The 21,881-nt window shown below is 71.8% G+C and carries 24 protein-coding genes and 1 tRNA gene; 14 read left to right on the top strand and 11 right to left on the bottom strand.

Annotated elements, in window-relative coordinates; genetic code table 11:
- Nucleotides 1–205: 205 nt before the first annotated feature.
- Genes iolC through OG542_RS05150 form a run of 6 tightly spaced genes read left to right on the top strand, consistent with a single transcriptional unit; the run spans nt 206 to nt 7,219 of the window.
- A complete protein-coding gene (gene iolC, locus OG542_RS05125; RefSeq protein ID WP_328408600.1) occupies nt 206–1,183 on the top strand; it encodes a 5-dehydro-2-deoxygluconokinase in 978 nt (325 codons plus the stop codon).
- Between the two features lie 13 nt (nt 1,184–1,196).
- Nucleotides 1,197–2,075 carry a Cgl0159 family (beta/alpha)8-fold protein gene (locus tag OG542_RS05130; RefSeq protein ID WP_328408602.1) on the top strand — a complete coding sequence of 293 codons (879 nt, stop codon included), beginning with the start codon at nt 1,197–1,199 and terminating at the stop codon, nt 2,073–2,075.
- 36 nt (nt 2,076–2,111) lie between these two features.
- Nucleotides 2,112–3,005, top strand: coding sequence for a 5-deoxy-glucuronate isomerase (iolB, locus tag OG542_RS05135; RefSeq protein WP_328408604.1), 894 nt, complete (start codon nt 2,112–2,114; stop codon nt 3,003–3,005).
- Nucleotides 3,002–4,876, top strand: a complete 1,875-nt coding sequence (gene iolD, locus OG542_RS05140) for a 3D-(3,5/4)-trihydroxycyclohexane-1,2-dione acylhydrolase (decyclizing) (RefSeq protein ID WP_328408606.1) — start codon at nt 3,002–3,004, stop codon at nt 4,874–4,876. The genes iolB and iolD overlap by 4 nt, the downstream gene beginning before the upstream one ends.
- A gap of 42 nt (nt 4,877–4,918) precedes the next feature.
- Nucleotides 4,919–6,412: a CoA-acylating methylmalonate-semialdehyde dehydrogenase gene (locus OG542_RS05145; protein WP_328417773.1), complete on the top strand. Its 1,494-nt coding sequence runs from the start codon at nt 4,919–4,921 to the stop codon at nt 6,410–6,412.
- Between the two features lie 21 nt (nt 6,413–6,433).
- Nucleotides 6,434–7,219, top strand: a complete 786-nt coding sequence (locus tag OG542_RS05150; protein WP_328408608.1) for a GntR family transcriptional regulator — start codon at nt 6,434–6,436, stop codon at nt 7,217–7,219.
- A gap of 7 nt (nt 7,220–7,226) precedes the next feature.
- Here OG542_RS05150 and OG542_RS05155 read toward each other — a convergent pair whose 3' ends face one another.
- A complete protein-coding gene (locus OG542_RS05155; RefSeq protein WP_311128880.1) occupies nt 7,227–8,048 on the bottom strand; it encodes a DUF427 domain-containing protein in 822 nt (273 codons plus the stop codon).
- 156 nt (nt 8,049–8,204) lie between these two features.
- On the opposite strand from OG542_RS05155, the gene OG542_RS05160 reads away from it, so the two are divergent.
- On the top strand, nt 8,205–8,405 hold the full coding sequence (locus OG542_RS05160) for an MASE1 domain-containing protein (protein WP_328408611.1): 201 nt from the start codon (nt 8,205–8,207) through the stop codon (nt 8,403–8,405).
- Nucleotides 8,406–8,443: 38 nt separating this feature from the next.
- On the opposite strand, the gene OG542_RS05165 is transcribed toward OG542_RS05160, so the two are convergent.
- Nucleotides 8,444–8,517, bottom strand: a tRNA-Pro gene (locus OG542_RS05165).
- Between the two features lie 104 nt (nt 8,518–8,621).
- Here OG542_RS05165 and OG542_RS05170 point away from each other — a divergent pair.
- The 3 genes from OG542_RS05170 to OG542_RS05180 all read left to right on the top strand — a co-directional run bounded on the left by OG542_RS05170 (nt 8,622) and on the right by OG542_RS05180 (nt 10,889).
- A complete protein-coding gene (locus OG542_RS05170; protein ID WP_311128879.1) occupies nt 8,622–9,179 on the top strand; it encodes a DUF309 domain-containing protein in 558 nt (185 codons plus the stop codon).
- 62 nt (nt 9,180–9,241) lie between these two features.
- Nucleotides 9,242–10,012, top strand: a complete 771-nt coding sequence (gene cobF, locus OG542_RS05175) for a precorrin-6A synthase (deacetylating) (protein WP_328408614.1) — start codon at nt 9,242–9,244, stop codon at nt 10,010–10,012.
- A gap of 76 nt (nt 10,013–10,088) precedes the next feature.
- Entirely contained in the window at nt 10,089–10,889 is an 801-nt protein-coding gene (locus OG542_RS05180; RefSeq protein WP_328408616.1) for an HAD-IIA family hydrolase, read from the top strand.
- Between the two features lie 7 nt (nt 10,890–10,896).
- On the opposite strand, the gene OG542_RS05185 is transcribed toward OG542_RS05180, so the two are convergent.
- The gene (locus OG542_RS05185) at nt 10,897–11,670 is read right to left on the bottom strand and encodes a sulfite exporter TauE/SafE family protein (RefSeq protein WP_328408618.1); all 774 of its coding nucleotides are present in this window, start codon (nt 11,668–11,670) and stop codon (nt 10,897–10,899) included.
- Nucleotides 11,671–11,744: 74 nt separating this feature from the next.
- Nucleotides 11,745–12,932, bottom strand: a complete 1,188-nt coding sequence (locus tag OG542_RS05190; RefSeq protein WP_328408620.1) for a thiolase family protein — start codon at nt 12,930–12,932, stop codon at nt 11,745–11,747.
- 196 nt (nt 12,933–13,128) lie between these two features.
- Here OG542_RS05190 and OG542_RS05195 point away from each other — a divergent pair, with 196 nt between their 5' ends.
- The 4 genes from OG542_RS05195 to OG542_RS05210 are packed head-to-tail and all read left to right on the top strand — an operon-like array spanning nt 13,129 to nt 14,895.
- The gene (locus OG542_RS05195) at nt 13,129–13,386 is read left to right on the top strand and encodes a WhiB family transcriptional regulator (protein WP_184587975.1); all 258 of its coding nucleotides are present in this window, start codon (nt 13,129–13,131) and stop codon (nt 13,384–13,386) included.
- Nucleotides 13,383–13,865 carry a Dps family protein gene (locus tag OG542_RS05200; RefSeq protein WP_311128873.1) on the top strand — a complete coding sequence of 161 codons (483 nt, stop codon included), beginning with the start codon at nt 13,383–13,385 and terminating at the stop codon, nt 13,863–13,865. Before OG542_RS05195 ends, OG542_RS05200 begins: the two co-directional genes overlap by 4 nt.
- Nucleotides 13,866–13,900: 35 nt before the next feature.
- Nucleotides 13,901–14,245, top strand: a complete 345-nt coding sequence (locus OG542_RS05205; RefSeq protein WP_193477222.1) for a DUF3140 domain-containing protein — start codon at nt 13,901–13,903, stop codon at nt 14,243–14,245.
- 2 nt (nt 14,246–14,247) lie between these two features.
- A complete protein-coding gene (locus OG542_RS05210; protein ID WP_328408623.1) occupies nt 14,248–14,895 on the top strand; it encodes an HhH-GDP family DNA glycosylase in 648 nt (215 codons plus the stop codon).
- Nucleotides 14,896–14,913: 18 nt separating this feature from the next.
- Here OG542_RS05210 and OG542_RS05215 read toward each other — a convergent pair whose 3' ends face one another.
- Genes OG542_RS05215 through OG542_RS05245 form a run of 7 tightly spaced genes read right to left on the bottom strand, consistent with a single transcriptional unit; the run spans nt 14,914 to nt 21,859 of the window.
- Nucleotides 14,914–15,603 (bottom strand): SDR family NAD(P)-dependent oxidoreductase, encoded by a 690-nt coding sequence (locus OG542_RS05215; protein ID WP_328408625.1) that lies wholly within the window; start codon nt 15,601–15,603, stop codon nt 14,914–14,916.
- Nucleotides 15,600–16,481 carry a cupin domain-containing protein gene (locus tag OG542_RS05220; protein ID WP_328408627.1) on the bottom strand — a complete coding sequence of 294 codons (882 nt, stop codon included), beginning with the start codon at nt 16,479–16,481 and terminating at the stop codon, nt 15,600–15,602. Before OG542_RS05220 ends, OG542_RS05215 begins: the two co-directional genes overlap by 4 nt.
- A complete protein-coding gene (locus OG542_RS05225) occupies nt 16,478–17,839 on the bottom strand; it encodes an amidohydrolase family protein (RefSeq protein WP_328408629.1) in 1,362 nt (453 codons plus the stop codon). Before OG542_RS05225 ends, OG542_RS05220 begins: the two co-directional genes overlap by 4 nt.
- A gap of 46 nt (nt 17,840–17,885) precedes the next feature.
- The gene (locus OG542_RS05230) at nt 17,886–18,866 is read right to left on the bottom strand and encodes an alpha-ketoacid dehydrogenase subunit beta (RefSeq protein WP_328408631.1); all 981 of its coding nucleotides are present in this window, start codon (nt 18,864–18,866) and stop codon (nt 17,886–17,888) included.
- Nucleotides 18,854–19,831 carry a thiamine pyrophosphate-dependent dehydrogenase E1 component subunit alpha gene (locus OG542_RS05235; RefSeq protein ID WP_328408633.1) on the bottom strand — a complete coding sequence of 326 codons (978 nt, stop codon included), beginning with the start codon at nt 19,829–19,831 and terminating at the stop codon, nt 18,854–18,856. The genes OG542_RS05230 and OG542_RS05235 overlap by 13 nt, the downstream gene beginning before the upstream one ends.
- Nucleotides 19,831–21,168, bottom strand: coding sequence for a Xaa-Pro peptidase family protein (locus OG542_RS05240; protein WP_328408635.1), 1,338 nt, complete (start codon nt 21,166–21,168; stop codon nt 19,831–19,833). Before OG542_RS05240 ends, OG542_RS05235 begins: the two co-directional genes overlap by 1 nt.
- Nucleotides 21,169–21,220: 52 nt before the next feature.
- A complete protein-coding gene (locus tag OG542_RS05245; RefSeq protein WP_328408638.1) occupies nt 21,221–21,859 on the bottom strand; it encodes a helix-turn-helix domain-containing protein in 639 nt (212 codons plus the stop codon).
- Nucleotides 21,860–21,881: the final 22 nt, after the last annotated feature.

Genomic DNA, 21,881 nt, shown 5'->3' on the forward strand with positions numbered 1-21,881 from the left:
CACGGGATACAAGTCCCTGCCGCGCCCGCTGTCAATACTTTGTTAAGACATCATTTCACAAGCAGGTCCGAATGTAAGTACAAACTATTGACAGCGCCGCCCTCCGAGACCTACACCTGAGGGGCGGCAGGTCCCATGGATCCACGCCCCCACCGTGTCAGGGCGCCCCGGGACCCGCATCCCCAGCTTCCCGAGGAGGTCGCGCATGGCCGGGCCAGCCCAGTATTTCGACTTGATCACGATGGGCCGCATCGGAGTCGACCTCTATCCCCTGCAGACCGGCGTCTCCCTGGACCGTGTGGAGACGTTCGGGAAATTTCTGGGAGGTTCGGCGGCCAATGTGTCGGTCGCGGCGGCCCGCCTGGGACGCCGTACGGCGGTGATCACCCGCACCGGCGACGACCCCTTCGGCACCTACCTGCACGAGGAGCTGAAGTCCTTCGGCGTCGACGACCGCTGGGTCACCCCGGTCGAGGCGTACCCCACTCCGATCACGTTCTGCGAGATATTCCCGCCGGACGACTTCCCGCTGTACTTCTACCGCCGCCCCAAGGCCCCGGATCTGGAGATCCACACCGACGAGCTGGACTTCTTCGCGATCCGCGGGGCCCGCATCTTCTGGATCACCGGCACCGGCCTGAGCGAGGAGCCGAGCCGCTCCGCCACGCTCGCCGCCCTCAAGGCCCGCGACAAGTCCGGCATCACCGTCTTCGACCTCGACTGGCGGCCGATGTTCTGGCGCGACCCCGACGAAGCCCGCCCGTACTACCGCGAGGCGCTGCGCCACGCGACCGTCGCGGTCGGCAACCTCGACGAGTGCGAGATCGCCACCGGCGTGCGCGAACCGCAGGCCTGCGCCGACGCGCTGCTGGAGGCGGGCGTGGAGCTGGCCGTCGTCAAGCAGGGCCCCAAGGGCGTGCTCGCCGTGCACCGTGACGGCACCCGGGCCGAGGTGCCGCCGGTGCCGGTCGAGGTGGTCAACGGCCTGGGTGCGGGCGACGCCTTCGGCGGCTCGCTCTGCCACGGTCTGCTCTCCGGCTGGGAGCTGGAGAAGATCATGCGCCACGCCAACGCCGCCGGCGCCCTCGTCGCCTCCCGCCTCGCCTGCTCCTCCGCGATGCCGACCGAGTCCGAGGTCGCGGACCTCCTCGCCGAGGCGCCGTCGCCGAGCACGAGCCTCTGAAACGGAGCCCGCATTGAACATCGGCATCCCCGACCTCACCACGGTCAGAGCCCGCAACCCCGAGGCGGTCGCCGAAGCGGCCGCCCGCCGGGTGCGCCGCCCGCTGATCGGCGACAGCGGCCGGCTGATGATCGTGGCCGCCGACCACCCGGCGCGCGGCGCCCTCGGGGTCGGCGACCGGCACCTGGCCATGGCCAACCGTGCCGATCTGCTGGAACGGCTGTGCGTCGCGCTCTCCCGGCCCGGCGTCGACGGGGTGCTCGCCACCGCCGACATCCTGGAGGACCTGCTCCTGCTCGGGGTGCTGGAGAACAAGGTCGTCATGGGCTCGATGAACCGGGGCGGACTCGCCGGGGCCTCCTTCGAGATGGACGACCGTTTCACCGGTCACCGCGCCGAGGACATCGCCCGGCTCCGCTTCGACGCGGGCAAGCTCCTGGTGCGCATCGATTACGACGACCCGGGCTCGCTGACCACCCTGGAGTCCACGGCCCGTGCCGTCGACGCCATGGCGGCACACCGGCTCCCCCTGTTCGTCGAGCCGTTCATCTCCCGGCGGGTCGACGGAAAGGTCCGCAACGACCTGTCCGCCGACGCGGTCACCCGGTCCGTCGCCATCGCCTCGGGCCTGGGCGGCACCTCCGCCTACACCTGGCTGAAGCTGCCCGTCACCGACGACCCGGACGACATGGCCGAGGTGCTGGAGAGCTCCACACTGCCCGTCGTCCTGCTCGGCGGCGAGGTGGGCGAGGACCAGGACGGCGCCTACGAACGCTGGCGCAAGTCCCTGCGTCTGCCCACCGTCCAGGGCCTGGTCGTCGGGCGTTCGCTGCTCTACCCGGCCGAGGGCAGCGTGGAACAGGCAGTGGACACGGCCGTCGGCCTGCTGTGATTCAAGTGGCACCTGCTGTGATCCGAAAGGGACACGATGACCTATCACCTTCCCGCGGGTAAGGCCCTCGGCGGCCCCTACATCGTCGACATCACGCCCGAGAAGGCCGGCTGGGGCCACTCGAGCCTGCGGATCCTCGAGCTGCCGCCGGGCGGCACGCACTCGTTCGAGACCGGCGACAGCGAGTGGATCGTCGTCCCGCTGAGCGGCGGCTGCACGGTCGCCGCGGCGGACGACTTCAGCGAGGACACCTTCGAACTCCAGGGTCGCCGGGACGTCTTCAGCGGCGTCAGCGACTTCGCCTACGTGCCGCGCGACGCCCGGGCGACCGTGACCTCCGCCGCCGGCGGGCGGTTCGCGCTGACCGGCGCGCGCTGCTCCCGCCGGCTGCCCGCCCGCTACGCTCCTGCCTCCGACGTGCCCGTGGAGCTGCGGGGCACCGGGAACTGCTCCCGGCAGGTCAACAACTTCGGCGCGGCGGGTGTGTTCGAGTGCGACAAGCTCATCGCGGTCGAGGTGATCACGCCGGGCGGCAACTGGTCGTCGTTCCCGCCGCACAAGCACGACGAGCACCGGCCGGGCGAGGAGTCCGTGCTGGAGGAGATCTACTACTTCGAGTTCGCCGGTCACGACGGCACGCCTGGCCTCGGCTACCAGCGGGTCTCGCCGTCCGGGCAGGGCCAGGGCACGGATGTGCTGGCCGAGGTCCGCGACGGTGACGTGGTCCTCATCCCGGACGGCTGGCACGGCCCGTCGATGGCCACGCCCGGCCACCACATGTACTACCTCAACGTCATGGCGGGCCCGGAAGCCGATCGCGCCTGGCTGATCTGCGACCACCCCGACCACGCCTGGGTCCGCGACACCTGGCCGGACCAGCCGGTCGACCCCCGGCTCCCCCTCTACACCGCCCCGGAGACCTCCGCATGAACGCCCGCACCCGCCGACTGACGACCGCCCAGGCCCTGGTGCGGTTCCTGTCCGCCCAGTACACCGAGCGGGACGGCGTGCGGCGCCGGCTGATCGCCGGGACCTGGGGCATCTTCGGCCACGGCAACGTGGCGGGCGTCGGCCAGGCCCTGGTGGAGGCCGGTGAGGACGTCATGCCGTTCCACCAGGGCCGCAACGAGCAGTCCATGGTGCACGCGGCGGTCGGCTACGCCCGGCAGCTGAACCGCCTGTCCGCGCAGGCGGTGACGACCTCGATCGGCCCGGGCGCCACGAACCTGGTCACGGGTGCGGCCCTGGCGACCATCAACCGGCTGCCGGTGTTGCTGCTGCCCGGCGACTACTTCGCGTCGCACGCCCCCGACCCGCTGCTCCAGCAGCTGGAGCACCCGGTCGAGGCGGATGTGTCGGTCAACGACACGCTGCGCCCGGTGTCGCGGTACTTCGACCGGATCACCCGTCCCGAGGCGCTGATCCCCTCGGCGCTCCAGGCCATGCGCGTGCTGGCCGACCCGGCCGAGACCGGCGCCGTCACCCTCGCCCTGCCCCAGGACGTGCAGGCGGAGGCGTACGACTGGCCGGAGGAGTTCTTCACCGAGCGCGTCTGGTACGTACGGCGTCCCGCGCCGGACCCGGTGGAGCTCGCGGCGGCCGTCGAGGCGATCCGCTCGGCCGGGCGGCCGCTGATCGTCGCGGGCGGCGGCGTCCACCACAGCGAGGCCGAGGAGGCCCTGAAGGCGCTCGTGGAGGCCACGGGCATCCCGGTCGCCTCGACCCAGGCCGGCAAGGGCTCGCTGCGCCACGACCACCCCGCCGACCTCGGCGGCATCGGCCACACCGGCACGGCGGTCAGCGACGACCTCGCCCGGACCGCCGACCTCGTGATCGGCGTGGGCACCCGCTACACGGACTTCACCACGGCCTCCGGCACGCTCTTCCAGAACCCGGAGGTGCGATTCCTCAACCTCAACATCACCGGCTTCGACGCGCACAAGCTGGCCGCCCGCACTCTGGTCTGCGACGCGAAGTCCGGCCTGGAGAAGCTACTGGAGGCGCTCTCCGGCCACCGGGTGGGCCAGGAGTACGAGGCGGAGTACCGCTCCGGCAAGGACCGCTGGGACGAGGTCGTCGATGCCGCCTACCGCGCCGACGACGAGAACGCCGTGCCGACCCAGACACAGGTGCTCGGCACACTGGACGCGGCCGTCGGCGACGACGACGTGGTGATCAACGCCGCCGGCTCGCTCCCCGGCGACCTCCACAAGCTGTGGCGCTCCCGTAGCCCGCGCCAGTACCACCTGGAGTACGGCTACTCCTGCATGGGCTACGAGATCCCGGCCGGCATCGGCGTCCAGCAGGCCGCCCCGGGCACCCCGGTCTGGGCGCTGGTCGGCGACGGCACCTACCTGATGATGCCGACGGAGATCGTCACGGCCGTCCAGGAGGGCCTGCCCGTCAACATCGTCCTCATCCAGAACCACGGCTACGCCTCCATCGGCGGTCTGTCGCAGGAGACCGGCGGTGAACGCTTCGGCACCGCCTACCGTTTCCGGGCCGCCGACGGCACCTTTTCCGGCGCCCCGCTCCCCGTCGACCTGGCCGCCAACGCCGCCAGCCTCGGCATGGACGTGCGGCGCGCCAAGACCGTGCGCGAGCTGCGTGAGGCACTGGCCGCGGCCCGCGCCTCCGACCGGCCCACGTGCGTCTACGTCGAGACCGACCCGGCCCCGACCGCTCCCCCGGCCGAGGCCTGGTGGGACGTGCCGGTGGCCGAGACCGCCTCCCGCGCGGCCGCCGTCGAGGCCCGCGAGCGCTACGACCGCCATGTCGCCGGACGCCGCCGCCACCTCTGAACTCCCCGCTGACATCAGTTCCACGAAAGGCCCGTGCACACGATGAACACCATCACCCACTGGATCGACGGCAAGCCCGTCGAGGGCACCTCCGGCCGCTACGGCCCCGTCTACAACCCGGCCACCGGCGCCCAGGAGAAGCAGGTCGCGTTCGCGACCGTCGACGAGGTGGACGCCGCGGTCGCCTCCGCCAAGGCCGCCTTCGAGTCCTGGGGAGAGTCCTCGCTGGCCAAGCGCACGGCGATCCTGTTCAAGTACCGCGAGCTGCTGGACGCCCACCGCGACGAGATCGCCGAGCTGATCACCGCAGAGCACGGCAAGGTGCACTCCGACGCGCTCGGCGAGGTCGCGCGCGGCATGGAGATCGTCGAGCTCGCGTGCGGGATCTCCGTCCAGCTCAAGGGCGTGCTGTCGACCCAGGTCTCCACCCGGGTCGACGTGGCCTCGATCCGCCAGCCGCTCGGCGTGGTCGCCGGCATCACGCCGTTCAACTTCCCGGCGATGGTGCCGATGTGGATGTTCCCGCTGGCCATCGCCTGCGGCAACACCTTCGTGCTGAAGCCGTCCGAGAAGGACCCGTCGGCCTCCTTCAAGCTCGCCGAACTCGCCACCGAGGCCGGGCTGCCCGAGGGCGTCCTGAACATCGTGCAGGGCGACAAGGTCGCGGTGGACCGCATCCTGGAGCACCCGGACATCGAGGCGGTCTCCTTCGTCGGCTCGACCCCGATCGCCAAGTACATCCAGCTCAAGGCCGTCGAGCACGGCAAGCGGGTGCAGGCCCTGGGCGGCGCCAAGAACCACATGCTGGTCCTGCCCGACGCCGACCTGGACCTCGCCGCCGACCAGGCGATCAACGCGGCGTACGGTTCGGCGGGCGAGCGCTGCATGGCCGTGTCGGTCGTGGTCGCGGTCGGCGACATCGGTGACGAGCTGGTCGGCAAGATCACCGAGCGCGCCAAGAACCTCAAGATCGGCCCCGGCAACGACCCGGCCAGCGAGATGGGCCCGCTGATCACCCGCGAGCACCGCGACAAGGTGGCCTCGTACGTGGCGAGCGCGGCCGAGCAGGGCGCCGAGGTCGTCGTCGACGGCACCGGCTACTCGGTCGAGGGCCACGAGGACGGCTTCTTCCTGGGTGTCTCGCTGCTGGACCGGGTGCCGCTGACGGCGGACGCGTATCGCGACGAGATCTTCGGTCCGGTGCTGGCCGTGGTGCGCGCGGAGACGTACGAAGAGGCCATCAAGCTGATCAACGACTCCCGCTGGGGCAACGGCACCGCGATCTTCACCCGGGACGGGGGCGCCGCCCGCCGCTTCCAGCTCGAGGTCAAGGCGGGCATGGTCGGCGTCAACGTGCCGATCCCGGTCCCCGTGGGCTACCACTCCTTCGGCGGCTGGAAGGACTCGCTCTTCGGCGACCTGCACATCTACGGCAACGACGGCATCGCCTTCTACACCCAGGGCAAGGTCATCACCACCCGCTGGCCGGACCCGTCCGACGGCGGCATCAACCTCGGCTTCCCGAGCAACTCCTGACACCCAAAGGGGGGTTCATCCATGGCGAAGGCCGGTGACCGGGCCCGCACCACGGCCGCCCCGGCGCTCAGCTCACTGGACTTCGCCCTGGACCGGGGCAGTCCCGTGCCGCTGTACCACCAGCTCGCGCAGCAGCTGGAGGCCGCGATCGAGCACGGGGTCCTCACCCCGGGCAACCTGCTGGGCAACGAGGTCGACCTCTCCGTGCGCCTCGGGCTGTCCCGCCCCACCGTCCGCCAGGCCATCCAGTCCCTCGTCGACAAGGGGCTGCTGGTCCGGCGGCGCGGGGTGGGCACGCAGGTGGTGCACAGCCAGGTCAAGCGCCCGCTGGAGCTGAGCAGCCTCTACGACGACCTGGAGGCAGCCAAGCAGGGGCCCACCACCGAGGTCATGCGCAACGAGGTCGTCCCGGCGTCCTGCGACGTTGCGGCCGCGCTCGGCGTCGCGGAGGGCAGCGAGGTCACGGCCCTGGAACGGCTGCGCCGCACACACGGCCAGCCGGTCGCCCTGCTGTGCAACTACCTGCCGTCCGCCCTGCTGGACCTCGACAGCACCCGCCTGGAGTCGACGGGCCTCTACCGGATGATGCGCTCGGCGGGTATCACCCTGCACAGCGCCCGCCAGACCGTCGGCGCCCGCGCCGCGACCGCGGAGGAGGCCGCCCGCCTGGACGAGCAGGAGGGCGCGGCGCTGCTCACCATGCAGCGGACGGCATACGACGACACCGGGCGCCCCGTCGAGTACGCGACGCACATCTACCGGGCGTCGCGCTACACGTTCGACTTCCAGCTGCTGGTGAGGCCTTGAGACGGTCTTACGAGCGGCCCTTGCGCAGCATCCGGCTGAAGGGTGTGTCCGGGCGGTCCAGACGCTCGCCGTCCAGTGTGATGTCCACGGCCTCGTTGAAGAAGGCGACGCGCCCCCGGACCGCCGCCACCGCGGGCAGCGGGGCGGCGTAGCTCCAGAGGATGTTGGGCGGCACCTCGCCCTCGCCGCGCCAGGACCAGTACTCGGCGGTTCCCTTGTAGGGGCAGCCGGTGCTGTGATCGGTGGCGTCGAACAGGTCGAGGCGGACGTCCTCGCGGGGGAGGTAGTACCGGGTCGGCAGGGAGGTCTCGAAGAGCAGGACGGGATCGCGGGTGTCCGCGACCACCTGCCCGTCGATCTCGACCCGGACATGGCGGCTGCTCGTTAGCGCGTCCACGCGTTTGTGCGGGTCACGGGGGTGGATGAAGATCTCCTCGTCCTCCTCGTACCAGTGGTCGAGGCCCGTGTCGGTGCGCAGGAACCACTCGAAGGCGATGTGACCGGCCAGGTCGTCGGCGGGGAACGTCCAGGCCGCGTTCTCGCGCACCTCGCCGTCCGCGTCGAGGTCGTAGAAGATCCGGGAGCCGGTGTGCTTGCCGGTGGGCGGGTTCTTCGCCGGGCGGAGGAGGTCGGTGCGGACGTCCGCGTGCGGGAAGACGTACTGCGGCACGGGCAGGTGGGGTTCCCAGACGAGCACGGGGTGCCGGCTGTCGACGACGGTGACGTCGCCCTTGCGGCCGCGCACCCAGCGCTCGCTGGGTTCCCACAGGAGGCCTTCGGGGGTGGTCCTGATCGACGGGGCGGCGGGGTGGGCCGGGCGTGTGGTCATGGCCGGTGCTCCTCGGGGAGGTCCGGATGTCCGTTCCCCTCCACGGTCCCACGGCCGCGGGGGACGGCGCCGAGCCGGGCGGGAAAGCCGCACCAAGCCCAAGTGCGCCGGCCCCGGGGTGCCCCGCTGTCCCGATGGGTGGAGGGGATCCTGCTCGTGGCGGTCACGAGCTGCGTCGGCTTCGTCGAGACCGGCACCACGCCGCTGCTGTTCCTCGGCTTCCCGCCGCTGATCTGGGCGGTCTTCCGCTTCGGGCCGGCCGGGGCCGCGCCCTGCGCTCTCGCCGTGTCGACCTACGCGATCATCGCGGCCGCGCAGAGCACCGAAATGACGAAGGGCCCCGCCCCACCGAAGTGAGGCAAGGCCCTGCCCGGGGAGAATTCCCAGGCACTCTGTCGGGACGACAGGATTTGAACCTGCGACCCCTTGACCCCCAGTCAAGTGCGCTACCAAGCTGCGCCACGTCCCGATGCGCTCCCACTCGCGGTAGAACCGCGTGATCGCGCGAACGAACAGCACCTTACCCCACACCCCTGGCCGCGCCGAAAACGGCCCGGGCGGGACAATCGGCGTATGGGCAGCACAGGAAGCACGGGACAGACGGGAAGCACCTCCGCGGACCGGTCGGGCGACGCCCGGGACCGCGACAGCGAGGGGCGGGCACGCAACGCCCGGCCGCGGGACGGTCTCGGGCGGCCCCTGCCGTACGGCACGGACGGCGTGCCCCGGCAGCCCGAGGGCGTGGTCCGCACGCCGGAGGAGACCGTCGCCGAGGCGCAGCGGCTGCTGGACGAGGGGAAGCCGTTCCACGCGCACGAGGTCTTCGAGGACGCCTGGAAGTCGGGCCCCGACGCGGAGCGGGAGCTGTGGCGCGGCCTCGCCCAGCTCGCCGTGGGCCTCACCCACGCCGCCCGCGGCAACCTCACGGGCGGGGCACGGCTGCTGCGACGCGGGGCGGGCGCGACCGAGACGTGGGCCTCCGGCTCCGGGCGGCCGCTGCCGCACGGCATCGATCTCGAGGGCATCGCCACCTGGGCCCGGGAACTGGCCCAGGACGTGGAAGTCCACGGCCGCGCCGTGGACGCGGGGGCACGGGCGCCTCGGCTTCGGGGAGCGGGCGCGGGGCCCTGACCAGGGGTGCTGAGGCGGGGCGTGGTGCCGGCACTGTCAGTGGTGTGCGGCAGACTCGGGGTGTGCGAAAGATTCATGTCATCGGTATCGGCGCGGGCGACCCCGAGCAGCTGACCCTGCAGGCGGTCAGGGCGCTGCGGAGCACGGACGTGTTCTTCATCCTGGACAAGGGCGAGGTGAAGGCGGACCTCACCCGGCTGCGCCGGGACATCCTCGACACGCACCTGCCGCAGGGGACGTACCGCGTCGTCGAGGCGCGTGACCCGGAGCGGGACCGGGCCGCCGACGGGGCGGCCTACTCCCCCGCCGTCGGGGACTGGCGCAGCGCCCGCGCCGGCATCTACGAGCGGCTGATCGCGGAGGAACTCGGCGAGGAGGAGACCGGCGCGTTCCTGGTGTGGGGAGACCCTTCGCTGTACGACAGCACGTTGGGGATCCTGGAGGAGGTGCTGGAGCGGGACGCGGTGGCGTTCGAGTACGACGTCGTCCCCGGCATCAGCAGCGTCTCGGCGCTCGTCGCCCGGCACCGGACGGGGCTCAACCGCATCGCCCGGCCCGTGCAGATCACCACCGGGCGGCGGCTCGCGGAGGGCTTCCCGGCGGGCGTGGACGACGTGGTGGTGATGCTCGACGCCCAGCAGACCTTCCGGCAGTACGCGCGGGAGGACGTCGACATCTACTGGGGCGCCTACATCGGCACTCCGGACGAGATCCTCGTCTCCGGCCCGCTCGCCGAGGCCGCGCCCCGCATCGAGCGGTTGCGTGCCGAGGCCCGTGAGCGCAAGGGCTGGATCATGGACACGTATCTGCTGCGCCGGCGCCCTCGCGACTGACACGACCGGGCGGGTATTCCTGCGGCTGCCGGACAGTCCTGCGGTGGTGCCCGCCACCGGCGGCTATCGTCCGGACATGGAGTCCGTGCGTGCCGTACTGATCGACATCGACGGGGTGCTCACCGTGTCGTGGCGGCCCTTGCCCGGGGCCGTGCAGGCACTGCGGGAGATCCGGGAAGCCGGGCTCGCCGTCCTGCTGGTCACGAACACGACCTCCCGTACGCGGGCTTCGATCGCCGGGACTCTGGCGGACGCGGGATTCCCGGTGTCCGCCGAGGACATCCTGACCGCCCCCGCGGCCACCGCCGCATACCTCGCCGAGCACTGTCCCGGCGCCCGGTGCGCCCTGCTGAACAGCGGTGACATCGAGGAGGACCTCGACGGCGTGACCCTCGTGGACGCGGCGCACACCGGGACCGTGCCGGATGTCGTGCTGGTCGGCGGGGCCGGTCCCGAGTTCGGCTGGGCGGCGCTCGACCGGGCCTTCGGGCACCTGCAGCGCGGGGCCCGGCTGGTGGCGATGCACCGCAACCTGTACTGGCGTACGGACGAGGGGCTGCGGCTGGACTCCGGTGCGTTCCTGGCCGGTCTCGAGCAGGCCGCCCGGGTGGAGGCCGAGATCACCGGCAAGCCGGCGCGGGCGTTCTTCGAGGCGGCGCTCGCCCGGGTGGGCGCCGGTGCGGGCGAGGCCGTGATGGTGGGCGACGACGTCGAGTCCGACGTGCTCGCGGCGCAGCGGGCCGGTGTCACCGGCGTCCTCGTGCGGACCGGCAAGTTCCAGCCGGAGGCGCTCCGGGCCGCCGACGGCACGCCCGACCACGTGATCGACTCCTTCGCGGACCTCCCGGCGCTGCTGCGGAGCCGCACGCAGCGGTAGGCAACCGTCAGCGCAGCAGGAGTTGCAGTCCGCCCACGATCGTCGCCGCGATGACCAGCTGCTCGAACAGCCGCTGGTTGATCTTGTGCACCGCCCACTTGCCGAAGAGCGCGCCGGGCACGACGAACACCACGAGCGCCAGGTCGAGGAGCAGCGAGCGGCCGTCGATCAGGCCGAGGCCGGCGCTGAAGGGCAGCTTGGAGACGTTGACGATCAGGAAGAAGAAGGCCGACGTGCCGAGGAATCCGAGCTTGCGGAAGCCCGCGGACAGCAGGTACATCGACATCACCGGGCCGCCCGCGTTGGCGACCATGGTGGTGAACCCACCGAGGACGCCGTAGGAGCGGGCCTTGACCCGGCCCGCCCGGCTGGTGACCGAGTCCGGTTGCCGCTCCGCTTCCGCCGTACGCCGACGCCACACGGTCACGGCCGCCATCAGCAGCAGGATCGTGCCGATGGAGGTCCGTACGATCGCGTCGTCCGCCCACATCAGGAACACCGTGCCGACGACGACGCCCGCGGCGACCGCCGGGAACAGCCGCCACAGGGTGGGCCAGTGGGCGTGCCGCCGGTAGGTGGCGACGGCCAGCAGGTCGCCGGCGATCAGGACCGGCAGCAGGACGCCGGTGGAGGCGCGGGCGGGCAGCACCGCGGCGAAGATGGCGAGGCTGACCGTGTTGGCCCCGCTCACGGCGGTCTTCGAGAAACCGACCAGGAGGGCCGCGAAGGCGAGTGCGGCGAACTCCCAGCCGGTGATGTTCCAGAGCGTCATCGTGTTCATGCGAACACTGATGCTATGTGCAACGAACCGGGCGCCGTAGTGCCGTCTCGCCTGGTGGCCCGGGGGGCGTTGGCCTACCCCCGCTCGACCAGAAGCGCACTCCCCTGCCCGACCCCCACGCACATCGTCGCCAGCCCGCGCCCCGCACCCGTGCGCCGCATCCGGTGGAGCAGCGTCGTCAGGATCCGGGCGCCCGAGCAGCCCAGGGGGTGGCCGAGGGCGATGGCGCCGCCACTCGGGTTGACCAGGTCGGGGTCGATGCCGAGCTGGTCCACGCAGGCCAGGGCCTGCGCCGCGAAGGCCTCGTTGAACTCGGCCTCCTCGAGGTCGCCGACGCTCCAGCCGGCGCGGGTCAGTGCCTTGCGAGTGGCGGGGACCGGGCCGATGCCCATGACGTCGGGGTGGACACCGGCGGAGGCGCCGGCGACGTAGCGGCCCATGGACTGAAGGCCCAGTTCGTTGAGGGCCTCCTCGCTGACCAGGAGGAGACCGGCGGCGCCGTCGTTCATCGGCGAGGCGTTGCCGGCGGTGACCGTGCCGCCGTCCCGGAAGACCGGCTTCAGCCGGGACAGCTTCTCGTAGGAGGTGTCCTCGCGGACGCACTCGTCGGTGTCGACGACCACGCCGTCGGGGCGTTCCACGGGCAGGAGTTCGTCGTCGAAGTGGCCGCGTCTGCGGGCGAGGGCGGCCCGCTGGTGGCTGCGCAGCGCGAAGTCGTCCTGGCGTTCGCGTGCGATGCCGTACCGCGCGGCGACCTCCTCCGCTGTCTCGCCCATGGACAGCAGGCCGTGCAGATCCCGCATCGCGGGGTTGACCAGGCGCCAGCCGAGGCGGGTGTCGACGGTCTCGATGCGGTGCGGCAGGGCCTCGTCGGGTCGGGGCAGGACGAATGGGGCGCGGCTCATCGACTCGGAGCCGCCCGCGATCACGATGTCGGCCTCGCCGGCGGCGATGGTGCGGGCGGCCATGGTCACGGCCTCCAGGCCCGACGCGCAGAGGCGGTTGACCGTGGCGCCGGGGACGGACTCGGGGAGGCCGGCGAGCAGGGCGGCCATGCGGGCGACGTTGCGGTTGTCCTCGCCGGCCTGATTGGCGGCCCCCCAGTAGACGTCGTCGACGCGGGCCGGGTCCAGCGCGGGCACGTCGCCGGCCAGGGCGCGGACCACGGTCGCGGCCAGGTCGTCGGGCCGCACTGAGGAGAGGGCTCCCCTGAGCTTGCCGATGGGGGTGCGGCGGGCGGCCGCGAAGTGGACGGGACGCACGAGAGGCTCCTCACATCGCGCATTAATTAGCACTGCTAGTTTCGGACTATAGACCCTCGTCCCGCCGCCTGTGAAGATTGCGCGGGCGCACCGGTTCGGGGCGGGCATTACCGCAGGTCGGCACGTGGCTCCGGGGCCGATCAGCGAGCGTGACGGGTCGCGTTTGCACCAGTGCGCCCGGGGCACCCGCGCGTTCATGGAGTGGTTGCGGAGCGCCGCCTGCGTGGACGAGGACCCCGAGTTGTTCTTTCCCGTGGGCACCGCGGGCCCGGCCCTGCGGGACGTCACGGCCGCGAAGCGGATCTGCTCGCGCTGCCCGGTGACCGACCAGTGCCTGAGCTTCGCGCTGAGCAGCGGCCAGGCCTCGGGCGTGTGGGGCGGGACCTGCGAGGAGGAGCGCGACGCACTGCTCCGGAGGACGAAGAACGACGCGAGGAGGAGAAGCGCCCTATGACGGCCGTGAGGAGCACACTGCCCGACGAGGCCCGCCGGGTCTCCTGCGAGGCACTCCAGGACACCCTGGTCGATCTGCTCGGACTCTCACTGATCGGGAAGCAGGCCCACTGGAACGTCGTCGGACCGCGCTTCCGGTCGATCCACCTCCAGCTCGACGAGGTGGTGACGGCCGCGCGGAACTTCGCCGACACGGTCGCGGAGCGGTCCGCGGCGCTCGGTGTCCCGCCGGACGGCCGGCCGGAGACCATCGCCAAGACCTTCACGCTGCCCGCCCCCAAGGAGGGCTGGGTGCGTGACTCGGACGCCGTGCGGGTGCTGGTGGAGTCGCTCCAGGACGCCATCAGGCGGCTGCGCGAGCGCATCGACGCGACCGAGAAGGCGGACCTGGTCACCCAGGACCTGCTGATCAGCATCACCGCGGAGCTGGAGAAGCAGCGGTGGATGTTCGACGCCGAGAACTTCCCCCGTGAGGGCTGACCGGCGCGCACATACGCACGAAAGGGGCACACCCCATGACCGACGCCCTTGAACTCGACGCGCTGTGGGAGGACTTCCACCGCGTGGTGAACATGACCTCGCAGGAACTGGCGGCCTGGTTGCGGATGCGCGACGCCGACGAGAACGCGGAGCCGCTGCCCGACCAAGCGGGAAGCGAGACCGGACAGCACGTCCTGGCGATCCTCCAGAAGCGGCGCACCGACCTGACCGAGGACGATCTGCGGGTGATGCGGAACGTCGTGGACCGGGTCACCTCCCAGGTGGACCTGGAGAACGAGCCGATGCCCGAGGTGACGGCCGAGGACACGCGCCGTCGGCACCGGCTGATGACAGTCGGCCACGACCCGCTGAAGGCGTAGCCATGAGCCGCCAGGAGCGCGTCATACGCGAACTCGTCGGCGCGCACGGCCGGACCTACGCGGACGAGGCGGGCATCCGGCTGAAGGACACCCCGCAGCCGCTGTACCGGCTGCTGGTGCTGTCCCACCTGCTCAGTGCCCGCATCCGCGGCTCGATCGCGCTGGCCACCGCCCGTGCCCTGCACGAGGCGGGGCTGCGCGATCCGCGCCGTATGGCCGAGGCCGACTGGCAGGAACGGGTGGACGCGCTCGGGCGTGGCGGCTACCGGCGCTACGACGAGCGCACGGCCACCCAACTCGGCGAAGCAGCCGAGCTGTTGACCGAACGGTGGGGCGGCGACCTGCGGCGACTGCGCCGGGAGGCGGACGGCAAGGTGTCCGAACTGCGCCATCTCCTCCAGGAGTTCCCCGGGATGGGGCCGGCCGGCACCGACATCTTCCTGCGCGAGGCGCAGGGCGTCTGGCCCGAGGCGGCCCCCTACCTGGACAGCAAGGCCCTCCAGGGCGCCGAGCGACTGAAACTGCCGAAGGACCCGGAGCGGCTCGCCGAACTGGCGGGGAAGACGGACCCGGCCGTCCTCGCCGCGGCGTTGGTGCGGGCGGCGGTGGACAAGGAAGTGGCCGAGGACACGCTGCGCCGGGCCGGGTGACCTACGCGGGCTCCGCACTCACCCCAGCAACCAGCCCCCGTCCACGGTCAGTTCCACCGCGTTGACCGAACGGTTGCGCAGCAGGAAGTCGACCGCGTCCGCCACGTCCGCCATCGTGGCGAGATTCCCCGTGGGCGTCTCGGTGCGCAGCACGTCGAGCACCTTCTCCGGCTTGGCCTGCCAGTACGGGCTGTCGCCGACGACACCGGGATGCACGGCGTTGACCCGGACGGGGGCCAGCTCGACGGCGAGGGAGTGCATCAGGCCCCGCACGCCCGCGTTGACCGTCGCCACCGTCGTCGCGCCCGGGTAGGGGCGCTCCTTGGCCTGTCCGCCGAACAGCACGATGGCGCTGTCGTCGCACAGCCGGGTGCGCAGTGTGTGCACGACCTCGGTGTAGCCGACGAGCTTGAGGGTGACCAGCCGCAGGGCGGCGTCGATGTCGTACTCGGTCACCTTGTTGTCGTCCCGGGAGACACCCGCGAGCACCAGATGGTCGACGCGTCCGACATCGGCCAGGGCCGCGGTGATCTCCAGCGGCCGGCCCAGGTCGAGGGCGAGGCCCCGGGCGCCGATCTCCTTGGCGACCGTGTCGGCGCGCTGGGCGTCGCGGCCGGTCAGGACGACGTCGTCCCCGCGCTCGGCGCGTACCCGCGCGAACTCGCGGCCCATTCCCGATGTGCCGCCGACGACAAGGACAGTGCTCATGACTCCTCCTGAAGCGCCTGGCGCAGGTAGTCCCAGTCCCGGGTGAACCGGTAGGAGTGCCGTGACGGCGGCTGCGGCGCCTGTGTCTCCAGCCACCGCAGGGGCCCCTGCCCGGCGTTGACGAACCCATGCACACAACCGGCGCCCGCCCACGCGAGGTCCCCGGGTTTTAGCCGGTACCGCTCGCCGTCGAGGGTGGTCTCCGCCACGCCCTCGAGGATCAGATACGTCTCCTCGAAGGGGTGGTCGTGCGTGCCGATGACGCCGTCGGACGCGTACCGCACCATGAACATCGTCGAGGCGACCGCGCCCAGGTCGCCGTCGACCATCATCTTCACGGTGATGCCGCTGTAGACCAGCAGCGCGGTCCGCATGCTCGCCGTGGCGGCCAGCAGGTCCTGGGACTGTTTGCCGGGATCCATCTGGTCGGGCTCGAAGTGCCCGAAGGTCCGGGTGCGCGGGTCGCGGACGTCGATCCGGACCGGGGCGCGAGCGGGCAGCTCCGGCACCGCCTGGGTGTCGTGTCCGTAGCGCGCCCGCGGCACGGGGGCCAGCATGTCCGCCCAGCGCCCGCCGGTGCCCCCTGCCCCACGCCAGGCGTGCGGAACGCCGGTCGGCAGGAGGCCGTAGTCGCCCTCCTCCAGGAGGTACGACCCCTCGGGCACGTCGAGGATCACCGCCCCGTCGAGGATGTGGAAGGTCTCCTCGTACGAGTGCACATGGGCGGGCACGCGGCCGTCCGGCCGCAGTTCGCAGAGGCCGAAGCCGGTGTGCACACTGCCGTCGTCCTCGCCGACCAGCGTCCGCCGCCGGTGGCCGTGGCCGTCGTACGGCGGATCGGGCTGGTCGGCGGCGCGGCGCACCACGTGGTTCGTCATGCGGTGGCCCTCTCCCCCTTCGCCTCCTTCGCCGCGAGGAGCCGGTCGCGGGACTCCTCGACGAGCCGGCGGGCACGCCCGGTGTCGGCGAGCAGCCTCCCGTCGCGCTTGTGGACCACACCGTCGACCAGGACGGTGTCCACGTTGGACACGTCCGCGCACAGGGTCACCACGGCTGCCGCGTCGTGCACGGGGGCGGTGTTCGGCGCGGTGGCGTCGATCGCGACGATGTCGGCGCGCTTGCCGGGGGTCAGTGAGCCGGTGCGGTCCTCGAGCCCGGCGACATGAGCGCCGTTGAGGGTGGCGATCTCCAGCATCCGGCGTGCTGTCAGCATGGTGCCGGGCACCGGCATGTTGGCCTGCCAGCAGTCGGCGTTGACGCGGGCGCGTTCGGCGCCGAAGGCGGCGCGGATCTGGGTGAACATGTCGCCGGGCACGGTGGTGACGACGTCGATGCTGAGCGAGGGCCGCAGGCCGTGCTCGATCGCCAGCATCACGGGCGGCCAGCCGTGCCCCATCTGGAGCTCCACCTGCGGCGCGACGGACACCGTGCCGCCACTGTCGGCGACCATCCGCCACTCCTCCTCGCTGAGATAGCAGCAGTGGACGTAGGTGGTGTCCGGGCCGAGGAGCCCCATGCCGTGGAGCTGCTTGACCATGCCGAAGCGGCCGGCGAGGCGCCCCATGGCGACGTGCACGGTGATCGGGATGCCCAGCTCGCGCGCCATGGCCCACTCGGCGGCGACGACCTCGTCGACACAGAAGCCGGGGCCGCGTGTGGCGAGGCCCATGGTCAGCAGACCGTCGTCGGACGCGAAGTGCCGGGCGCGGATCCGCCGTACGTCGTCCGCCGGGATGGCGATCGTGCTCTCGAACCAGTAGTCGGCGAGAGAGGTGTTGGCGCTGCCGTACGCGTACTGCGCCCGGATGCCGGACTCCGCCAGGCCCTGGATCGCGGCGTCCGGGTGCTCGGGGGTGTTGTTGATGTGCGACCAGTCGACGAGCGTGGTGATGCCGGCGTTGAGGCATTCCAGCGCGCCCGCGAGGTTGCCGACGTAGACGTCCTCCGGGGTGTACAGGGGTGCGAAGCTGTCGAGGACGTCGACGAAGTAGTCGTCGAGGGTGGCGTCGGGTGCAACGCCCCGGATCGGGGCCTCCCAGGTGTGGCGGTGGGTGTCGACGAAGCCGGGGATGACGATGCGGCCTGTCATGTCGAGGACCTCGGCGTCAGCGCTGATCTCGGGCCGCACGGCCGCGATCCTGCCGTCCTCGACGAGGACGTCCCCCTGGGGCAGGTCCCCGATGCCGGGGTCCATCGAGATCACGTGACCGGAGCGCAACAGTGTCCTTGTGGTCATCGCGCTTCCTCCCATGGGGTGTGCGGTACGGGGACCAGCGAACAGCTCAGTAGGCGGCGAGTCTTCGGACCGCCGTGACGACCTTGTCGACGGTGGGGATGACCTGCTCCTCCAGCGCGTCGGCGAACGGCAGCGGGACGCACTCCCCCGCCACCCGCCGCACGGGCGCGTCCAGCAGGCCGAAGCCCTCGTCGGCGACGACCGAGACGACGGTGGCGCCCCAGCCGCCCTGGTACGGGTTCTCCTCGACGATGACGAGCCGCGAGGTCCTGCCCAGTGAGGCCAGGACGGTCGCGGTGTCCAGCGGGACCAGACAGCGCAGGTCGATCACCTCCGCCTCGATCCCCTCCCCCGACAGCGCGTCGGCGGCCCGCAGGGCCAGCGGCACCATCGAGGCCAGCGCGACGAGCGTGACGTCCGCGCCCTCGCGCACGACGGCGGCCCGTCCCAGCTCGACGACGTGACCGGGCGGTGGCGGGGCCCCCTTGGTGGCCAGGAGGGCCTTGTGCTCGAAGAAGACCACGGGGTCGTCGCTGCGGATCGCAGCCGCCATCATGCCGATGACGTCGGCGGGCGTCGCCGGTGCCGCGATCTTCAGGCCGGGGACGGTCAGCGCCCAGTTCTCGGTGGCCTGGGAGTGCTGGGCGCCGAAGCCGAGTCCGCCGCCGTTGGCCGTGCGCACCACGAGCGGCACGGTCACCTGACCGCCGGTCATGTAGCGGACCTTGGGGATCTCGTTGGCGAGGTAGTCCCAGCAGCAGGCCAGGAAGTCGGAGAACATGATCTCCGCGACGGGCCGCATCCCGGTCATGGCGGCACCCATCGCCGCGCCCACGATGGCCTGTTCGGATATGGGCGTGTCCCACACCCGCTCGGACCCGAACTCCTTGAGCAACCCCACGGTCGTCTTGAACACCCCGCCGGCCGCGCCGATGTCCTCCCCGAGGCACACCACCGACGTGTCCCGGCGCATCTCGCGTGCGATGCCCTCGGCGACCGCCTCCCGGTAGGTGATCACGTCCGCCATGCGGCACCTCCGTCCGCCCACACGTCGGTCAGTGCCTCCCGCGGGTCGGGCGGCGGCGCGGCCTTGGCCGCCTCGACGGCCTGCTCCACGACGGCCCGGGCCCGCTCGTCGGCCTCCGCGACCGCCTCAGCCCCGACCCCCAGCTCGGCGAGCCGTCCCCGCGCGAGGTCCAACGGGTCGTGCTTGAGCCACCGTTCGACCTCCTCGGCCGGGCGGTAGGTCCCCGGGTCGGTGCGGCTGTGCCCGAAGTGGCGGTAGGTCTCGGCCTCCAGCACGGCGGGCCCGTCTCCGGCCCGGGCCCGCGCCGCGAGTCGCCCGACGGCCTCCGCCACGGCCACGACGTCGTTGCCGTCGACGACCTCGCCCGGGATGCCGTACGCGGGCGCCCGGTCGGCGGCGGGCCGGGGCACGGCCGTGACGTCGGCGATCGGCGTGTACTCCATGTACAGGTTGTTCTCGCAGACGAACAGCACGGGCAGTTTCCACACGGCGGCCAGGTTGAGCGACTCGTGGAAGGCGCCGATGTTGGTGGCGCCGTCGCCGAAGAAGGCGACCGCGAGCTGTTCGGTCCCCCGCAGCCGGGCCGACCAGGCCGCGCCGACCGCCATCGGCAGGTGGGAACCGACGATGGCGTACGAGCCGAGCATGCCGGTGGCCGCCTTGGTCAGGTGCATGGAGCCGCCCTTGGCCCGGCACAGCCCCGTCATCCGGCTCATCAACTCGGCCAGGCACTCCTCGGGGGTGGCACCCCGGGCGAGGGCATGGTGGTGGCCCCTGTAGGTGGCGAACACATAGTCGTCCGGGCGCAGGGCGGCACTCGCTCCCACGGCGATCGCCTCCTGCCCGGCGGCGAGGTGTGTGGTGCCCTTCACCAGGCCCTGCAAGAACAGGTCGTGGGCGGCCTTCTCCGTACGGCGGATGACTGCCATCCGCTCGTAGGCGTCGAGGAGTCCGGCCGGTTCCATCAGTCCGCCCCGTCGCCACGAGAGGAGTTGAGGTGGGACTGCGCCTCGCGGCGGGTGTTCAGCTCGCCGCCCACCGTCCAGTACTTGCGCCCGGCCACCAGCAGTTCCTCGGCGGGGAACTTGGTGATGACCTCGCAGCCGTCGGCGGTGACGACCAGTTCCTCCTCGATGCGGGCGGCGGACCAGCCGTCGGCGGCCGGCCAGTAGGTCTCCAGGGCGAACACCATGCCCTCTTCCAGGACTTCGGGGTGGTCGAGGGAGACCAGGCGGCTGAAGATCGGCTTCTCCCAGATCGACAGACCGACGCCGTGGCCGTACTGCAGGGCGAAGGCGGCGGTCTCGTCGGCGAAGCCGAACTCCTCGGCGCGCGGCCAGACCTGGACGATGTCGGCGGTGGTGGCACCCGGCCGGACGAGCGCGATCGCCTGGTCCATGTACTCCCGGCAGCGCACGTACGCGTCCCGTTGCGCGCGGGAGGCGCTGCCCACGGCGAAGGTGCGGTAGTAGCAGGTGCGGTAGCCGAGGTGGCTGTGCAGGATGTCGAAGAAGGCGGGGTCGCCGGGGCGGATCAGGCGGTCGCTGTAGACGTGCGGGTGCGGTGAACAGCGCTCGCCCGAGATGGCGTTGACGCCCTCGACGTACTCGCTGCCGAGGTCGTACAGGACCTTGGCTACGACTCCGACGCACTCGTTCTCGCGGACACCCGGGCGCAGGTAGCCGTACAGCTCCTCGTAGGCCGCGTCGACCATGGCGCAGGCCTGGGTGAGCAGGGCGATCTCGTCGCCGGTCTTGATCCTGCGGGCCTCCAGGAAGACCTGCTGTCCGTCGACGACGTCGATGCCCTCGGCGCGCAGGGCGGCGAGGACGGGCATCTCGGCGACGTCGACACCGAGCGGTTCGTTCGCCAGCCCGTGCTCGCGCAGCTCGGCGGCGATCTTGGCGCCCACGTCCTCGGCGATCTGGGCGTCCGGGTGGAAGGCGCCGCGCAGGGTGGAGATACCGGCGCGGGCGCCGGTGGGCGGGCCGCCCTTTCCGTCGCTGTAGTCCAGCCACGGGTTGTACAACTGGTGGTGGCGGGCGGCGGAGCCGAAGTCCCAGACGACCGGTTCGCCGCCGCGCACCAGCAGGGCGAAGCGGATCAGCTTGTCGATCGCCCAGGTGCCGATGTGCGTGGCCGTCATGTAGCGGATGTTGGCGAAGTCGAAGCTGAGCACCGCGCCCAGCCCGGACCGGTTCAGGGACTCGTGCAGCCGGGCCAGCCGCTGTCCGCGCAGCCGGTCCAGGTCGACGCGCTCTTCCCAGTCGACGGCGTTGGGTCCATATGTGCGGATCGCCATGGCGAGCACCCCCACTTCGGAGTGAACGCCCGGGTGGCACGGGTGTCAAGTGTCACTGAACACCGCCGGTCACGAACCAGACGCCCACAGCGGGTACCTCTCCATCGTTGCGGTAGCGGTGGGGAGTCGTCGACTCGAAGCTGACGGCGTCGCCCGGGCGCACCGTGTACTCGTCGAAACCGAGGGTGAGGATCAGCTCGCCGGAGGTCAGACAGCCGTACTCGGTGCCCGCGTGCCGCATGAGTCCGCCGGAGCCCGCGGAGGAGCCGCCGGGCCGGTAGGTCACCAGCAGGAAGTCGACATCCGCGCCCGGCACCCGGCCGAGGCGCTCCCACACGACCCCCGAGTCCAGCTCCAGCGTCTCGCGCTCACCCGCGCCGACCAGCGGGCCGATACGCCGGCCCGGGTCGGCGGCGAAGGCCGCGAGGGCGTGCGGGAGGGAACCGGCCGGGCTCGCACCCACCAGGGGCGACGAGGCCCGTGCGTCGAAGAGGGACTCCACGGAGATCCCGAGGGCCGTCGTGATCGCGTACAGCGTGCTGACCGAGGGCTGGCTCTTTCCGGTCTCGATCTGCGACACGAGGCTCGCCGACACGCCGATCTCCCGTGCCAGCGCACGCAGACTCGTACCGCGCTCCAGTCGGGCCTGCCGGATACGCGCTCCGACGGGCGGCACGACGACGGGGGACACGGGCGGCTCCTCTCTCGCTCGG

Source organism: Streptomyces violaceus, assembly GCF_036014075.1.
Lineage (GTDB): Bacteria > Actinomycetota > Actinomycetes > Streptomycetales > Streptomycetaceae > Streptomyces > Streptomyces violaceus.

Coding starts and splice junctions, on each gene's coding strand:
- iolC (WP_328408600.1), top strand. CDS start 206: ATGGCCGGGCCAGCCCAGTATTTCGACTTGATCACGATGGGCCGCATC.
- iolB (WP_328408604.1), top strand. CDS start 2,112: ATGACCTATCACCTTCCCGCGGGTAAGGCCCTCGGCGGCCCCTACATC.
- iolD (WP_328408606.1), top strand. CDS start 3,002: ATGAACGCCCGCACCCGCCGACTGACGACCGCCCAGGCCCTGGTGCGG.
- OG542_RS05145 (WP_328417773.1), top strand. CDS start 4,919: ATGAACACCATCACCCACTGGATCGACGGCAAGCCCGTCGAGGGCACC.
- OG542_RS05150 (WP_328408608.1), top strand. CDS start 6,434: ATGGCGAAGGCCGGTGACCGGGCCCGCACCACGGCCGCCCCGGCGCTC.
- OG542_RS05155 (WP_311128880.1), bottom strand. CDS start 8,048: ATGACCACACGCCCGGCCCACCCCGCCGCCCCGTCGATCAGGACCACC.
- OG542_RS05170 (WP_311128879.1), top strand. CDS start 8,622: ATGGGCAGCACAGGAAGCACGGGACAGACGGGAAGCACCTCCGCGGAC.
- OG542_RS05180 (WP_328408616.1), top strand. CDS start 10,089: ATGGAGTCCGTGCGTGCCGTACTGATCGACATCGACGGGGTGCTCACC.
- OG542_RS05185 (WP_328408618.1), bottom strand. CDS start 11,670: ATGAACACGATGACGCTCTGGAACATCACCGGCTGGGAGTTCGCCGCA.
- OG542_RS05195 (WP_184587975.1), top strand. CDS start 13,129: ATGGAGTGGTTGCGGAGCGCCGCCTGCGTGGACGAGGACCCCGAGTTG.
- OG542_RS05200 (WP_311128873.1), top strand. CDS start 13,383: ATGACGGCCGTGAGGAGCACACTGCCCGACGAGGCCCGCCGGGTCTCC.
- OG542_RS05205 (WP_193477222.1), top strand. CDS start 13,901: ATGACCGACGCCCTTGAACTCGACGCGCTGTGGGAGGACTTCCACCGC.
- OG542_RS05210 (WP_328408623.1), top strand. CDS start 14,248: ATGAGCCGCCAGGAGCGCGTCATACGCGAACTCGTCGGCGCGCACGGC.
- OG542_RS05215 (WP_328408625.1), bottom strand. CDS start 15,603: ATGAGCACTGTCCTTGTCGTCGGCGGCACATCGGGAATGGGCCGCGAG.
- OG542_RS05220 (WP_328408627.1), bottom strand. CDS start 16,481: ATGACGAACCACGTGGTGCGCCGCGCCGCCGACCAGCCCGATCCGCCG.
- OG542_RS05225 (WP_328408629.1), bottom strand. CDS start 17,839: ATGACCACAAGGACACTGTTGCGCTCCGGTCACGTGATCTCGATGGAC.
- OG542_RS05230 (WP_328408631.1), bottom strand. CDS start 18,866: ATGGCGGACGTGATCACCTACCGGGAGGCGGTCGCCGAGGGCATCGCA.
- OG542_RS05235 (WP_328408633.1), bottom strand. CDS start 19,831: ATGGAACCGGCCGGACTCCTCGACGCCTACGAGCGGATGGCAGTCATC.
- OG542_RS05240 (WP_328408635.1), bottom strand. CDS start 21,168: ATGGCGATCCGCACATATGGACCCAACGCCGTCGACTGGGAAGAGCGC.